The organism is Anaerotignum sp. (assembly GCF_030625865.1).
In the GTDB taxonomy this organism is placed as follows: Bacteria; Bacillota; Clostridia; order Lachnospirales; family Anaerotignaceae; genus Chakrabartyella.
Map to the genome: position 1 here is coordinate 37,970 of NZ_DAOUQB010000009.1, position 15,009 is coordinate 52,978.

General features: G+C 36.4%; 19 protein-coding genes. 15 read left to right on the forward strand and 4 right to left on the reverse strand.

Annotation, left to right across the window (positions count from 1 at the left end; genetic code table 11):
• The first annotated feature begins 5 nt into the window (after positions 1 to 5).
• From P9Q65_RS04135 to hydF, 4 genes are read left to right on the forward strand one after another with little or no spacing between them, the layout of a single operon-like run.
• Complete coding sequence (locus P9Q65_RS04135; RefSeq protein ID WP_304508053.1) at positions 6 to 272, forward strand: TM1266 family iron-only hydrogenase system putative regulator; 267 nt, start codon at positions 6 to 8, stop codon at positions 270 to 272.
• 1 nt (position 273) lies between these two features.
• Complete coding sequence (gene hydE, locus P9Q65_RS04140) at positions 274 to 1,317, forward strand: [FeFe] hydrogenase H-cluster radical SAM maturase HydE (RefSeq protein WP_304508054.1); 1,044 nt, start codon at positions 274 to 276, stop codon at positions 1,315 to 1,317.
• A gap of 51 nt (positions 1,318 to 1,368) precedes the next feature.
• Positions 1,369 to 2,787, forward strand: a complete 1,419-nt coding sequence (gene hydG, locus P9Q65_RS04145; protein WP_304508055.1) for a [FeFe] hydrogenase H-cluster radical SAM maturase HydG — start codon at positions 1,369 to 1,371, stop codon at positions 2,785 to 2,787.
• A gap of 10 nt (positions 2,788 to 2,797) precedes the next feature.
• Positions 2,798 to 4,000 carry a [FeFe] hydrogenase H-cluster maturation GTPase HydF gene (gene hydF, locus P9Q65_RS04150; protein WP_304508056.1) on the forward strand — a complete coding sequence of 401 codons (1,203 nt, stop codon included), beginning with the start codon at positions 2,798 to 2,800 and terminating at the stop codon, positions 3,998 to 4,000.
• 86 nt (positions 4,001 to 4,086) lie between these two features.
• Here the strand turns inward: hydF and P9Q65_RS04155 are convergent, their stop codons facing one another.
• Positions 4,087 to 4,329: a helix-turn-helix domain-containing protein gene (locus P9Q65_RS04155; protein WP_304508058.1), complete on the reverse strand. Its 243-nt coding sequence runs from the start codon at positions 4,327 to 4,329 to the stop codon at positions 4,087 to 4,089.
• Between the two features lie 58 nt (positions 4,330 to 4,387).
• Positions 4,388 to 4,708 carry a helix-turn-helix domain-containing protein gene (locus P9Q65_RS04160; protein WP_304508060.1) on the reverse strand — a complete coding sequence of 107 codons (321 nt, stop codon included), beginning with the start codon at positions 4,706 to 4,708 and terminating at the stop codon, positions 4,388 to 4,390.
• Positions 4,709 to 4,835: 127 nt separating this feature from the next.
• Here P9Q65_RS04160 and P9Q65_RS04165 point away from each other — a divergent pair, with 127 nt between their 5' ends.
• Both P9Q65_RS04165 and P9Q65_RS04170 read left to right on the forward strand, forming a co-directional pair.
• Entirely contained in the window at positions 4,836 to 5,291 is a 456-nt protein-coding gene (locus tag P9Q65_RS04165; protein WP_304508062.1) for an SLOG family protein, read from the forward strand.
• A 222-nt stretch (positions 5,292 to 5,513) separates the two neighbouring features.
• Positions 5,514 to 6,539: a patatin-like phospholipase family protein gene (locus P9Q65_RS04170; RefSeq protein WP_304508063.1), complete on the forward strand. Its 1,026-nt coding sequence runs from the start codon at positions 5,514 to 5,516 to the stop codon at positions 6,537 to 6,539.
• 167 nt (positions 6,540 to 6,706) lie between these two features.
• On the opposite strand, the gene P9Q65_RS04175 is transcribed toward P9Q65_RS04170, so the two are convergent.
• Positions 6,707 to 7,015: a hypothetical protein gene (locus P9Q65_RS04175; RefSeq protein ID WP_304508065.1), complete on the reverse strand. Its 309-nt coding sequence runs from the start codon at positions 7,013 to 7,015 to the stop codon at positions 6,707 to 6,709.
• A gap of 160 nt (positions 7,016 to 7,175) precedes the next feature.
• Here P9Q65_RS04175 and P9Q65_RS04180 point away from each other — a divergent pair, with 160 nt between their 5' ends.
• Entirely contained in the window at positions 7,176 to 7,748 is a 573-nt protein-coding gene (locus tag P9Q65_RS04180; RefSeq protein ID WP_304508066.1) for a DNRLRE domain-containing protein, read from the forward strand.
• A gap of 269 nt (positions 7,749 to 8,017) precedes the next feature.
• Complete coding sequence (locus P9Q65_RS04185; protein WP_304508067.1) at positions 8,018 to 8,170, forward strand: LDCC motif putative metal-binding protein; 153 nt, start codon at positions 8,018 to 8,020, stop codon at positions 8,168 to 8,170.
• Positions 8,171 to 8,523: 353 nt separating this feature from the next.
• Here the strand turns inward: P9Q65_RS04185 and P9Q65_RS04190 are convergent, their stop codons facing one another.
• On the reverse strand, positions 8,524 to 8,832 hold the full coding sequence (locus P9Q65_RS04190; RefSeq protein WP_304508068.1) for a hypothetical protein: 309 nt from the start codon (positions 8,830 to 8,832) through the stop codon (positions 8,524 to 8,526).
• Positions 8,833 to 8,912: 80 nt separating this feature from the next.
• Here P9Q65_RS04190 and P9Q65_RS04195 point away from each other — a divergent pair, with 80 nt between their 5' ends.
• From P9Q65_RS04195 to P9Q65_RS04225, 7 genes are all read left to right on the forward strand, one after another.
• Entirely contained in the window at positions 8,913 to 9,560 is a 648-nt protein-coding gene (locus tag P9Q65_RS04195) for a TetR/AcrR family transcriptional regulator (protein ID WP_304508070.1), read from the forward strand.
• Positions 9,561 to 9,576: 16 nt separating this feature from the next.
• Entirely contained in the window at positions 9,577 to 10,695 is a 1,119-nt protein-coding gene (locus P9Q65_RS04200; protein ID WP_304508072.1) for a hypothetical protein, read from the forward strand.
• A gap of 218 nt (positions 10,696 to 10,913) precedes the next feature.
• Positions 10,914 to 11,348, forward strand: coding sequence for a LytTR family DNA-binding domain-containing protein (locus P9Q65_RS04205; protein WP_304508074.1), 435 nt, complete (start codon positions 10,914 to 10,916; stop codon positions 11,346 to 11,348).
• Between the two features lie 11 nt (positions 11,349 to 11,359).
• Entirely contained in the window at positions 11,360 to 11,791 is a 432-nt protein-coding gene (locus P9Q65_RS04210; RefSeq protein WP_304508075.1) for a DUF3021 domain-containing protein, read from the forward strand.
• Between the two features lie 151 nt (positions 11,792 to 11,942).
• Positions 11,943 to 12,854, forward strand: a complete 912-nt coding sequence (locus tag P9Q65_RS04215; protein WP_304508077.1) for an ABC transporter ATP-binding protein — start codon at positions 11,943 to 11,945, stop codon at positions 12,852 to 12,854.
• Positions 12,854 to 13,720 (forward strand): ABC transporter permease, encoded by an 867-nt coding sequence (locus tag P9Q65_RS04220; RefSeq protein ID WP_304508079.1) that lies wholly within the window; start codon positions 12,854 to 12,856, stop codon positions 13,718 to 13,720. The genes P9Q65_RS04215 and P9Q65_RS04220 overlap by 1 nt, the downstream gene beginning before the upstream one ends.
• Before the next feature lie 135 nt (positions 13,721 to 13,855).
• Entirely contained in the window at positions 13,856 to 14,902 is a 1,047-nt protein-coding gene (locus tag P9Q65_RS04225; RefSeq protein ID WP_304508081.1) for an FAD-binding protein, read from the forward strand.
• Positions 14,903 to 15,009: the final 107 nt, after the last annotated feature.

Genomic DNA, 15,009 nt, shown 5'->3' on the forward strand with positions numbered 1-15,009 from the left:
TCAGTATGGAAACAAGAGTTGCTATTATAGGAATCATTGTAGAAGAAATTGATTCTGTTTCAAAATTAAACAGTATTCTCCATGACTACGGAACGTACATCATAGGAAGAATGGGGATTCCCTATAGAGAAAAAAAAATTAATATTATCAGCGTTGTTGTAGATGCGCCCAATGATATTATAAGTACTTTATCAGGTAAGCTTGGGAGACTGCCAGGTGTAAGCACCAAAACTGTATATTCAAAATATCCTACAAAAACAAACGAGGAATAAAATGAAAGAGCTTATAGATAATTTATATGCAACACAGCAGCTTGAACCCACAGAATTCAAGGCGCTAATAGAAGGAAGAACTCCAGAGCTTGCAGAATATCTTTTTGATAAAGCCAATCAGATAAAAACAAAGCATTACAGTAATGACATATACATTAGAGGACTTATTGAATTTACGAATTATTGCAAGAACGATTGCTATTATTGCGGAATTAGGAAAAGCAATACCAATGCACAACGGTATAGGCTAACAGAGGAAGAGATTCTAAATTGCTGTGAAACAGGATATGCGCTTGGCTTTCGGACCTTTGTGCTTCAAGGTGGGGAAGATCTCTATTTTTCGGATGATAAATTAGTACACATCATTGCTTCCATAAAAAAGCAGTACTCGGATTGTGCCATTACTCTTTCTATTGGAGAACGAAGCTATGAAAGCTATCTGGCATTTTACAATGCCGGGGCTGAACGATATCTTCTGCGCCATGAAACTGCGGATGAGGAGCATTATAAAAAGCTACATCCCCAAAACCTTACTTTATCCAATAGAAAGGCTTGCCTTTTTGATTTAAAACAAATTGGCTTTCAAATTGGATGTGGTTTTATGGTGGGTTCCCCATTTCAAACAGTGGACAATCTTGTAGAAGATTTAGTCTTTATAAAAGAACTACAGCCCCATATGGTTGGAATTGGGCCATTTATTCCCCACCACGAAACGCCATTTGCAAATGAGGCAGGGGGTTCTTTAGAATTAACGCTATTTATGTTAGGTCTCATAAGGCTCATGGTTCCGGAGGTTCTGCTTCCTTCCACAACGGCTCTTGGAACGATTGATCCATTGGGAAGAGAACAAGGGATTTTAGCTGGTGCCAATGTTGTTATGCCTAATCTTTCACCGATTTCGGTAAGAAATAAATATATGTTATACGACAATAAAATTTGCACAGGCGATGAAGCCGCAGAATGCAGATTTTGTATGCAAAAGAGAATGGAAAACATAGGGTATCAGGTTGTGGTATCCCGTGGGGATCATTTTTCTTTGCAATAAATAAAGCTGAAGGGAAAGAATATCTGACCCGATTAAGAGAGGAGAAATAAAATGTATCATCCAAAATCAAGGAAAGCAGAGGAATTTATCTGCCACGAAGAAGTGTTGGCAACACTGAATTATGCCCAGGAGAACAAAAACAATATAAAGCTTATTGAAAAAATTATTGAAAAAGCCCATCTGAAAAAGGGGCTTACTCACAGGGAAGCGGCAGTGCTTTTAGACTGCCAAATAGAAGAAAAAAACCAAGAAATTTATGCACTGGCGGAGCAGATTAAAAAAGATTTTTACGGAAACCGTATTGTCATGTTTGCTCCGTTATATTTGTCCAATTATTGTGTAAACGGATGTGTATATTGTCCCTATCACTTGAAAAACAAACATATTACGAGAAAGAAAATGACGCAAGAAGAAATCAGACGGGAAACAATTGCTTTACAGGATATGGGACATAAAAGGCTTGCTTTAGAAGCCGGAGAAGACCCTGTAAATAATCCGATTGAATATATATTGGAGTCCATAAAAACAATTTATAGTGTGAAACATAAAAATGGTGCAATCAGGCGTGTTAATGTAAACATTGCAGCAACTTCCGTGGAAAATTACAGAAAATTAAGGGATGCGGGAATTGGAACCTATATTTTATTTCAGGAAACATATCATAAAGAAAGCTATGAAAGACTTCACCCAACAGGTCCAAAGCATAACTATACATACCATACGGAAGCCATGGATAGAGCGATGGAAGGTGGAATTGATGATGTTGGGATTGGTGTATTGTTTGGCTTGGAATTATATCGATATGAGTTTGCGGCGTTACTCATGCATGCAGAACATTTAGAAGCCGTTTTTGGTGTGGGCCCTCATACAATTAGTGTTCCCAGAATCCGCCCGGCAGACGATATAGACCCTTCTTCTTTTGATAATGGAATTGATGATGATATATTTGCAAAATTAGTAGCTTGTATTAGAATCAGCGTTCCTTACACCGGCATGATTGTATCTACAAGGGAGAGTAAAGAATGCAGGGAAAGGGTTTTGCATCTTGGGGTATCCCAGATCAGTGGTGGTTCCAAAACAAGTGTAGGTGGCTATGCAGAAGATGAACCTGAGGAAGAGGATTCTTCTCAATTTGAGCTCAATGATAATAGAACTCTCGATGAAATTGTAAAATGGCTAATGGAACTTGGATATATTCCAAGCTTTTGCACAGCTTGCTATAGAGAGGGCAGAACCGGTGACCGATTTATGCAACTTTTGAAAAGCGGACAAATCCATAACTGCTGTCACCCCAATGCTTTAATGACTTTAAAGGAATATCTTGAAGATTATGCTTCTACCGGTACAAAAAACCTAGGGAGTCAATTGATTTTAGACGAAATCCACAACGTTCCAAATGAAAAAGTAAGAAAAATTGTTGTGGAGAATCTTGAAAAAATCAGTAGTGGAAACCGTGATTTTAGGTTTTAGGAGGATTTAAATGGGATTGAATGAAACACCGGCAGCAAATAGAATCCATATCGCTATTTTTGGAAAAAGAAATGTGGGAAAATCCAGTCTTTTCAATGCCATCACAAACCAAGATTTAGCGGTAGTATCTGAAAAGAAAGGAACCACAACAGATCCTGTTTATAAATCTATGGAACTCCTCCCCCTTGGACCGATAATGATCATTGATACACCCGGAATTGATGATGAAGGGAAGCTTGGTGCTTTACGTATAAAAAAGGCACAACAAGTACTGAATAAAACAGATATTGCGCTACTTGTGATGGATTCTAGGGAAGAAAAATCAGCAGAAGATGAAGAACTCGTTCAGTTATTTCAAGAGAAAGATATTCCGTATATTCTTGTTTATAACAAGGTTGATTTCATTAAATCACAAAAAAGTACCGATGACCAAAGCATTTTTGTAAGTGCAAAAACAGGAGACCAAATAGAACAGCTAAAAGAAAAAATCGGAAAACTGATTACTTCAGATACTTCGAAATCTCAAATTGTTGGGGATATTCTTAAACCTTGCGATTTTGCTGTGTTGATAGTACCCATAGATAAAGCTGCACCAAAAGGCAGGCTGATTTTACCACAGCAACAGACAATTCGGGATATATTAGAGGCGCAAGCAGTTTCTATTGTAGTGAAAGAATCGGAATTTTCGGAAACTTTAAAAAAAATGGGGAGCAAGCCCCAAATTGTGATTACGGATAGCCAAGTTTTTAGCAAGGTAAATGCTGAAACACCAGAAGATATTTATCTTACATCCTTTTCTATTCTAATGGCTCGATACAAGGGGGTTCTTAAAACTGCTGTAAAAGGGGCAAGAACCATAGATTTGCTAAATGATGGTGATAAAATTCTTATTTCTGAAGGATGTACCCACCATCGTCAATGCGAGGATATCGGCACGGTAAAGCTACCTCAATGGATAAGAAACTATACCAAGAAAAATATTGATTTTGAGTTTACTTCGGGTACTGAGTTTCCGGATGATCTAAGCAGCTACCAATTAGTTGTACACTGTGGAGGATGTATGTTAAACGATAGAGAGATGAAATATCGGCAAAAATTTTCGGCAGATAGCAGGATTCCCTTTACCAACTATGGCATCCTAATTGCTTATATGCAAGGGATTTTACAGCGAAGTGTTTCCATGTTCCCCGAAATTCTCGCAGAGATCGTTTAATTTAAGAAGTAATATTTTAACAGAGACTAAATCTTTAGGTAAGCTAAAAATTTAGTCTCTTTTTTCCATATTTGTATAGCACAGTCTTACTTAATGACGGGATCAGAGTTTTTAAAATCATCAGTATTAAAAAATTCACTAAGGGTTATCCCAAGTCCATCGCATAATTTTTTAATCGTAAATACCCCGGGGTTCTTGGTTACTCCATTCATTATGTCATTTACAGTAGAGCCTGTTGCACCGGATATAGTGCAGAGTTTACCGATAGTAATTCCACGTTCACGGCATAGCTCATTCATTCGATCTATTATTATTTTAGAATCTTCCAAAACAATCACCTCTTAAAAAATGCAAAACTTTAGAGATTGCAAATCAGAATCACATTTCTTATTCTGTTAATCCGTTAATAAAGCCAATTGCTCGTTCCTTTTTGTTTTCTGACAGTTTTCGAAATGTAGAAATAAGGTCTCGTTCCATTTCGCTTAAATCGGATTTGTTGAAAGGCTTAAAATCTTTAATGTCGGTTCTACCGAGAATATAATCAATGGAAGTGTCGAGAGAATCAGCAAGTTTTATAAGCATATCTGCAGGAGGCATAGCCTTATCAATCTCATAGCCACTGATGGTTTCTTGTGATACTCCAACTTCTATACCAAGGCGAACTTGTGTCATATTTTTAGCTTCACGCAGTTGTTTTAATCGTTGCATATTAGACACCTCTACTTTCAATATAAATAATATCAATATTGTTTGACATTATTAGTAATATGGTTTATATTATTTATGGATAATATCCATATAGACGATGAATATTATGACTAAGAGGCGAGAAATTATGCGAAAAAATGAAAATTCTTTATGTTTTAGCGGTCACAGAAGTGAAAAGTTACCGCAAAGCAAAGAAATGCTTGAAAGGTTGAAGTTAAGAGTGGGGGAAGAAATTGCCAAAGCAATGGAAGGGGGAATTGAAATTTTTTATTTTGGAGCCTGCTATGGCTTCGATTTACTGTGTGCAGATATTGTGTTGGGACGAAAAAAAGTAATTCAAATAAGAAAACCGAAGATCATAAGCCTCATTGCCGTACTTCCCTATGAAGAACAGGCGAAATACTGGAAGGAGGAAAGCAGAGAAGTCTATTTCAGCATCCTTGCCCAGTGTGATGAGGTCATCACCTTAAGTGCTAAATACCATCGAGGTTGTTATCATGAGAGAAACCGATATATGGTTGAACATAGCAGTAAAATGATTTGTTACTTTGATGGTGGCAAAGGGGAACTGCATATACTGTAAAATATGCGGAGCAAAATAAATTGGAAATTATCAACCTATATGGAAATGGATAAGTTTAAGTCACTTTCAAAGGTGGCTTTTTTAATGTAGTGAAAGAGGGCAATGATTTAAAAACATAGACTGTTTTCAAAATAATAGGATTGACAATTTAAAACTTATTACAAAAATATAATCAACACCTAAGCAATATAATTTAATATGTAACCACAAAGGGTGATTTCTTTGATTGGAAAAATTGAAAATTTGGTTTTTGAAGGTGGGGGCGTTTTAGGAATTGCATACCTTGGGGCATTGAACTATCTATTTCAAAACGGATTAATGAAAGACGTTTTGAGGGTTGCAGGAACCTCAGCGGGGGCAATCACTGCCTGTATTTTAAGCTTTAATCTACCTTTTTGGGATTTAAGAAAAATATCCAATACTTTGGATTACAAAAAAATTGCCTCAAAAGGACAGCTTGATAATATTGGGTTTTTGCCTGAGGATGTAATGGAGGTGCTGGGAGGGTTTTTGGAGGATATAAGCTGTGTATATCGGCTTATGAACAACTATGGATGGTTCTCCACGGAATATTTTTATGAATGGATACAGGATGTGATAAACGAACAGTTTGATTTCACAAAAAAGTTGCCGCCTTATACCTTCGAAGATTTTAAAAACCCTCTAATACATAAGGACAACCGAACATTTTTTGATTTATATGTGGTTGGAACGGATATTTCTATGAAGACGACGCAAATTTTTTCTTATGAAACAACACCAAAGATGGAGGTTGCCGAGGCGGTTCGAATCTCTATGTCGGTGCCGCTGTTTTTCGAAGCGGTGGTTAAAGAGCAGACCGATTTTCTGGGGAATTCCTTTTCAAGTGTTTTCTGTGATGGAGGATTAATGAACAATTATCCCTTGCATATTTTTGATTATCCTGCATTTAATTCAGATCTTTATCAGGGGGTAAATATGTCTACCCTTGGCTTTCGCTTTAAAAACAAGCTTGAACGTAATGAAATAGGTAACCTTTGGCAATATATTGAAAGCCTTTTGCGGGTATCTTCCTACATACAGCAGCAAAATTATGAAAGCAATCCCTTGAACAAGGAACGCTCTATTGTAATTGATACAAAAGACATCCATTCCCTGGACTTTGATATTGATGTAAATGACGTTGCATATCGATTCTTATATCGTCAGGGATACGATGCCGCACAAGAATTCTTCAGCGACAAAAGGTATGGGTTGAATCCAATTTAAATATTTTTAGGAGTATATTTGTTTGGTGCATGACAGGGAAGTGGAGAAAAAGCTTTCATATAAAGCAAAGTCAGTATTTTGGGGTTATTGAACCGAAAAATACTGACTTTTTTCACAAGGTAAGTTAGCTCAATATGTTTGTTTTTGCCTATTTGCATTCAATCTTGTTATGCCATATAGCAAATTCTTCCGTCGGAACCTGTGATTGTTGGAACAAGGCTCGTTGAGTTTTCGAAAGTAAAAGTCTGTGTCTGATCGGCAGCTATTGTACCACTGGTTGCATGATAAACAGAGAAGGTAACTTCCCGGGTAAGTGGTGTTACGGGTGTTGAATCTGTAAGGAGTGCCAAATAGTAAACCGTTGATTCAGCGGCATAGGTGAAGGCCTCTGAATTTGTGAAGGTAACGTCCAGCACCGCATTATCTTGAACTTCTGATAAGGTTTCGTTGGTTGTTACAGTTACAGCTATGGCCATAATATTCACCTCCTTGATATTTTGTTTGTGAAAGTTCGATATCTTCTTTCAATTATATTATATTCGTAGTGGGATAAGTTGTTACAGATGCTAAAACAAGTTGCTAAAACAGTTTCCGAAACAAAAAAGATGTATATAGTATATTGTAGGAGGTGAAAAAATGAGGTTGGTAGATTTAAAAGCAAAAGATGCCGTAAGTGCATCAGACGACTGTAGTTCTTCATACAATGGGGATAATTTGCTTCTTGGAAGAGGATTTTGCCAGGATTATATTTTGCACTTATTTTTTGACTTGCGTATGGGGCAGGTTTATTGTTCCATGGAATTGGAACAGGCGAAGCTTGTGTTGTTTAAAAAACCACTGAACAATGGGTCAAATTGTTCACCGAGTGATAATAATGCGTATGGATTGTATCCACTGTTAGATTTTTTCAACGTCTATATGTGTAATTTTTGTGCTCCCACGGTGGACCAAAAGATGGAAGTGCTTTTTGAAAATGATAGTCATGTGGGTTATACGGAGATTGATATAACAGATATTGTTAAGGCATGGATTACTGGTGATATTGAAAATAAGGGACTGCTTTTGATGGGGATTGAAGATTCCCCCCTGATTTCCTACGCATCTTCTAATTTTCCGGTAAAAGGAATGCAGCCTCTGCTTCGGTTAATTTATGATGGTGAATGTGAACACCACATTTTTAAATGCATCCAAAGTATTGTTGAGGTTTAGAACCGATAGGAAGAAATTTTCATGGGAATTGAAAATCAAAAATTCCATAGCATTATGGCTAAGTGGTAGGTTAACGAAAGAGCCTCGGCTTAGCCTTTTTATTTGTTGTTTTTATTAATATTTGTTTAGAAAAATTTTTGATGGACTTATGCAGAAAAAAATAGCAGGGATACAAAAAAAGATAAAAAACATAATATAAAGACATAGTTTCTTCATATTTGTTTGATATAATTACAATATAAAATAATTTACGTCAGGAGGCGTGTACAATGAAAATTTGGAATCGTATGAAACAAGCATTTGAAAATTATTTTAAACAAATGGAAAAATCAAACAAGGAGCTGTTTGGAAACAGCACTGCGGATTGTTGTAGCTTGAATCGCCGCCAGTCGGGTCGTCAGGGGAATCAAAAGAAACAATAAAAAATTCTAAAAAAAGTAATAAGTTATGAATTAGACCATTTTGCGGGGCATTGAATGGAGTTCTCTGCAAAAAAATGAGGCTTTGCGTATGGGGATCACATGCATAGTCCTCCAGAATAAAATAGAAAGAAAGCTCCGCAATACTGCAAAAATAAAAACCGTTATATCAAATAGGAAAAACAAAAGGCTTTGGGTCAGCACTCCCAATGCCTTATTTTTATTTATAGGTAAAAAATGGATGTTCGCCATAAATAAAGTAATGAAAATCAAAGGATAGGGAAGCATTCTATTTTTTGTTTTTTATCAATAGATGAGGATACAATTTTACATAAAGTAAGATTACCTTTTTCTAATTATTCGTCATCTAAAGATGAAAAGCTTAGGCGAATATGATTAAACTCAGGTTCACTTGCATAACAGGTTGTTCCAGCAAGAAAGGCAATATTATTTTTTTGAGCTTCAAAAACAAGGCTTTCTGCACTGAGCCATGGGGGAAGGGTAATCCCAATATTTGGTCCACCGCTTGGAAAAGTCCATTGAACCGTATCAGGCATATATTCTTTAAGAAGCTTATATAAGGAAAGATTCATACCTAATTGATCTGCCACCCACTGAGCAGAATCAAAAAAGATGAAATGTTCAGAACCAAAAGAAGTTGACAAAAAATAAAAAATACACTAATATGTATTAAAGTAAACTGATAGTTTACAAAATACGGTGTGATGTAAAAAGGAGGAGGCAGATGGGAGCAAGTGATCGTAAAGAAAAAGAAAAGGAAATTCGTAGGAATGATATTATAGATGCTGCGGAAAAAGTTATATTTTCAAAAGGTTATGATATAGCTACCATGGATGATATTGCAAAGGAAGCGGAATTCAGCAAAAGAACAGTATATATATATTTCAACAGTAAAGAACAGCTTTATTTTGAAATTATGGTAAGAGGATATAAAATTTTAATCGAAAAGATAGAATCCTATCTTAGTAATTTGAAGGATAAGAATGCATTAGATAGAATAAAGCAAATGGGTAGAACCCTCTACGATTTCAATAATGAGTATCCGGATTATTTTAATGCCATTATGAGTTATGAAAATGGGGAAAAGGATTTTACCAATGGAATACCCGATAAGTCCAGGGAAGAATGTTATGCCCTTGGAGAGCGATTGTTTGCCTATTTAACATCTGCATTGGCAGATGGTATAGAGGAGGGGGTAGTTAGAAGGGAAATAGATATCGTTAATACAGCATTTGTTCTCTGGTCTTGTATCATTGGATTATTTAAGATATTAACAAAGAAATCAAATTACATTCAATACTATCACAATAGAAATTCTGAGGCAGTATTATTAGAAGGACTTGAGATGTTAATGATGATGATTCAAATTTAAAAATGGGGTAGCGAAAATGAAAAAGAGGAATAAAGTTATGATGATGATCGGAAGTTTGTTATTGGTGGTAATGTTAGTATTTGTTTGTTTAGATGGAACGTTTCTTACTCATAAATATGGTTCGGTATGGTCTGATCAGTATATTGATCAGTTGGAAAATGATCAATCAAAAATGATTGCATATGGAATCCGAGCAGCGAGCAGCCATAATACACAACCGTGGTTAGTGAAACCTATTAGTTGGGACACAATTGAACTCTATGCAGATATGGACAAGGCTTTGGATGTGGTAGATGGTGATTACAAACAGCTGATGATGAGTCAAGGCACTTTTATTGAAAGTTATAAGCGGGGCGCGTTGCAGTATGGTTACGGTTTAGAGATAACATATCGTACCCCCGATTTTAACGAAGAAAGGCCGCTAATTGCAACAATAAAGATGTTTAAAGATGAGGACGTGAGAACATTTGATGTGAAAACGAGCAGTACTTATGATTCTGCAAAGTTAGATGAAGATATTGAGCTAAAAAAAGTGTTGGATCAATGCACCGTAGATTATCCCGATTTTTCTTACACAATTGTAGAATCCAGTGCAGAAGTGGAAAAGTTGGAAGGTTTACTACTGGAAGGTACTATGATCGAATCCAAAGATGAAGCTGCAACAAAAGAGTTATTAGACGTGTTTCGCTTTACAGAATGGGAGAAAAATAAGTTTCGGTATGGTCTATCCCTCAATACAGTGCCAGGAATATTAAAGCCCTTTATACAACCAATTGTGAAGTTCTCATCAAATGATTGGCAGGGGTTTGGTGAAAGTTCCATAAAACAATTCAAGGATAGATTGGATACCCAGAATCAGTATGTTCTAATAAAATGTGACAGCTCCAGTGATTTAAGATATATATACAGCGGGGAAATTTACCAGAAATTAGTTTTTGAAGTAAGCAACTATAATGTTAGGCCATCCATGCAAATCTTGGAGACCTTTGAGGCTATGAAAAGTTTGAATAAACAATTTCAGCAAGGGTATGGTGGAGATGGAGAAGTTGTTTTAATCATTGGTTTACAAGCAAAGTCAGACAAATCTACGTCAGGTAACCCAAGACATTTCGTAGAAGACATTATTATTAATTAGCATATTTCCCAGGAAATAGATTAATAAAAGTGGGTTTGAAACCAATTTTAGGTGATTTCATAGAGGATATTTCTTGATTTTATTGACATACAATTCTATAATGGAAAATGATTTGTTAATGAATAACGATATCATTATGCTTTATAGATAAATTAATCTGTAGGGTGGGAAGATTTGATACTTAAGTGCAATAAGAAATGGAAAGGTGGTGGAGAAGCTTGAAAATCGTCATTATGGAACCCCAGGACAATGAAGAGGATCAAATCATTTTCAAATGCCGTAGCATGACGCCAGAGCTTCTCCGTATGATTGCAAGGTTGAAAGCGCAGAATAGTTTGGTTGCATATAAGGAAAACAATATTTATCGCATCAAACCCACCGATATTTACTACATAGAAGCAGTAGACAATAAAGTCTTTTTTTATTTAACGGAAAAGGTGTATGAATCCAGACAAAAGCTTTATGAATTGGAGGAATCTCTTTCTAACTGTGATTTTTTGAGGGTATCTAAGTCAGTGATAGCCAATTTGAGCAAAATGAAAGCACTTAGTCCTGCACTGAGCGGACGTTTCGAAGCTTTGATGGACAATGGTGAGCGAGTTATCATTTCACGTCAGTATGTTCCCGATCTTAAAAAACGTTTGGGACTTTAGGAGGTGCTGAAATGCGTAAAGAAGAATTATTAAAAAAAATGATTGACAGTTTTTTCATGATAACCACAGGAGTTGTTATCTCCATGTATGTATTCTGTCTGATTTTTAATCCGGATGTAAAGTTCACTCTTGTAGATATAGGAAGAATCATAGTGATGGCAGTTGTCAGTGATTTGCCTTTTCTCATTTTCCTTTGCCGTAGAGAACTTGATAAAAAGCAAATGCTCATACGTAACATCATTCATTTTATTGTTCTTTCCGCAATCCTCTTGTATTTTGCCTTTCTTTGGGATTGGGTAAACCCCAGAGATGGGAAAGAAATTACTGTATTTCTTGTATCTGTTCTGTTAGTATATGCCGCAGTATTCTTGACTAACAGATATAGAGACAGAAAACTGAGTGATAAGTTGAATGATAGACTAAAACAGCGTTACGGTTCTTAAGTATTGTAAATACTATCAAAAGGATGGTAAGTCGTTTGCGACTTACCATCCTTTTTTTACATCTTGCGATGCTTGAGTTGCAGGATACAGTCCCATCTATTGAAAGGATACAGCCGCCTTGTTATAGTGATTGCAGAAAGGAGCGATTACTATGAACAAAATAATTGAAGTATCCGGTTTAACAAAAAGTTACGGTAATAAAAAAGCTGTAAATGACCTCAGCTTTTATATTGAAAAAGGAAAGATGTTTTCCTTCCTTGGACCAAACGGAGCTGGAAAGTCAACGACTATTGATATTTTATGTACCCTGTTGGATTTTGACGGTGGTGAGTGTGTGATAGGAGGTTGGGATTTACGGCACGATAGTCAGAAAATAAGGCAGACGATAGGGATCGTTTTTCAGGATCATGTGCTGGATGATTTGCTTACTGTGCGAGAAAATCTTATTGCAAGAGCGGGACTTTATACATTGGATAAGAAAAAAATCAAAAATTTTGTATATGAGGCTGTTCAAGCTACAGAACTAAGTGAAATAATGGACTACCCTTATGGTAAGCTTTCGGGCGGTCAACGTCGCAGAGTGGATATTGCCCGTGCATTGTTGCAAAAACCGCAGATTTTATTTCTGGATGAGCCCACGACAGGCCTGGACCCTCAAACGCGGAAAAGTATTTGGGATACGATAAAACGATTACAGTCGGAAAACCGGATGACTGTGTTTCTAACTACCCATTATATGGAAGAGGCCGCTGAATCCGATTATGTCATTGTCATAGATCACGGCACAATTGTTGCAAAAGGCACACCCTCGGAACTGAAAACCCGTTACTCATCCGATACTTTAAGGTTATTTCCTTCAGACCACGGAATTCTGTGTGGAATTTTAAATGAATTACAACTGAATTTCAAGGAAATATGTGGTGAGTTACGTATCGAGTTATCTGATACAATGGCGGCCATACCAATTTTAGAACGTTGCAAGGATTGTATCAGTGGTTTTCAAGTACTACAGGGAACAATGGACGATGCTTTCATGGGCATTACGGGAAGGGAGTTAAGATAATGAACATTTTTTTAAAGCGGAATCTCAAGCTGTTTTTTCGAGACAGGAGTGCCGTATTTTTTTCGCTGTTGGCAGTTTTTATTATTGTTGCCCTTTATGCAGTTTTTTTGGGTGATGTATGGCTTCCGGATTCCATGCAGGGACTAGAAAATGTGGATTTTCTCATGAATAGCTGGCTGATATCGGGACTCCTTACCGTCACTTCGGTAACAACGACAATGGGTGCCTTTGGAGTTTTAATCGATGATAAAGTAAAAAAAATAGATAAGGATTTTTATTCCTCACCGATAAAGAAGAGTAACCTCACCAAAGGATATTTGGGAAGTGCACTGCTGATAGGCATTATCATGTCTCTTGTAACTTTTGGGGTTAGTGAGGCTTATATCGTTTTAAACGGTGGCCATTGCATTGATTTCAGCTCTGCTTTAAAAACGATACTGCTGATTTTCCTAACGAGTACGGCAAATACATCACTTATGTGTTTTATTGTTTCATTTTTTAAAAGCCATCATGCGTTTAGCACGGCGGGAACAGTGATTGGAACGCTAATTGGATTTTTGACAGGAATTTATCTTCCCATCGGCAATCTACCGGAATCTGTACAAACAGTTATTAAAGTATTTCCTGTATCCCATGGAGCGGCTCTCTTTCGGCAAGTGCTGATGGAAGACCCTTTGGATATTTCCTTCCATGGAATCGAGACCAAATATCTGAGTGAATTCAAAGAGTATATGGGGATAACGTATAGCTTCGGTGATCATGTGGTTTCACCTTTTACCAGCATTTTGATACTTGTAGGCACATCAGTCATTTTCTATGGCTTATCCGTTTTAAATCTGTCACGAAAAAGCGTAAGAACATCTTAAGTTGTGCTCTAGAACTTGAATTTATGAGACCAAGGTTGTATAATCCAATCAACACATATGCAGTAAGGGAATACTTATAAATTGGGTGTGTCTAAATTTAATATCGCTGTCAGAGTAACTGCAAAGGAGCAAAATATGAAGAATGATTATTATGATGTACTGATCATTGGAGGTGGACCGGCTGGAGCAACATTTGCTAGGCTTTTGCCTAAAAGATATCGTGCTGTTTTAATAGATAAAAAACAGAATGAAAATGGATTTCAAAAGCCTTGTGGCGGACTTTTCTCCGAGGATGCCCAGCGTTCACTGGCTCGACTAAATGTTACAATGCCAAAGGATATATTGGTAGACCCACAAATATTTTCTGTAAAAACGATAGATGTTCATACCGGTTTGATACGTCATTATCAAAGAACATATATCAATTTAAATCGTCACAAATTTGATATGTGGCTATTAAGTTTGATTCCGGATAATGTGGAAAAAGTGAATGGCAGTGTTCGAAGTCTTTATAAAAGTGAAAAGGGATATACCGTTGAACTTTTTGATGGACAAGTTTTTAAAACCCGATATATTGTCGGCGCAGATGGCGCGAATTCCTTAGTACGCAAGACCTTGTACCCTAATAAAACGATACCAAGTTATATTGCCATACAGCAATGGTTTCATGAACAGCATCAAACGCCTTTTTATTCTTGTATTTTTGATAAAAAAACCAGTGATTGTTGTTCTTGGTCTATATCTAAAGATGATGTTCTTATATTTGGCGGAGCTTTTGCAGCACAAGGTTGTCGAGAAGCGTTTGAAAAACAAAAGCAAAGACTGAAAAAATACGGATTTATATTCGGAGATCCGTTTAAAACTGAGGCTTGTATGGTTTTACGCCCTAAATCTTATTTTGACATTTGTACAGGCAAAGATGGCGTTTTTTTGATTGGAGAAGCTGCAGGTTTCATTAGTCCCAGTTCTCTTGAAGGGATAAGTTTTGCAATTGACAGTGCAACACTATTGAGCGAGGTTTTTGCCCACAAAAATGCAAATAAGGAAAAAAAATATTTTCAAAAAACTTTTAGGCTCCGTTTTAAAATATTAAAAAAAATTATCAAGTGTCCCTTTATGTATCATCCAATATTAAGAAAACTTGTTATGTTGAGTGGTTTTACAGCAATAGATATAAAATAAATAATACTCAAAGATTAATTACGAATCCTAATTTATTAGACAAATGAAACAGCCTTTTACAGGAAAGGTTGTTTTTTTGTGTTGAAAACCTAAAAAAGGTGATGAAA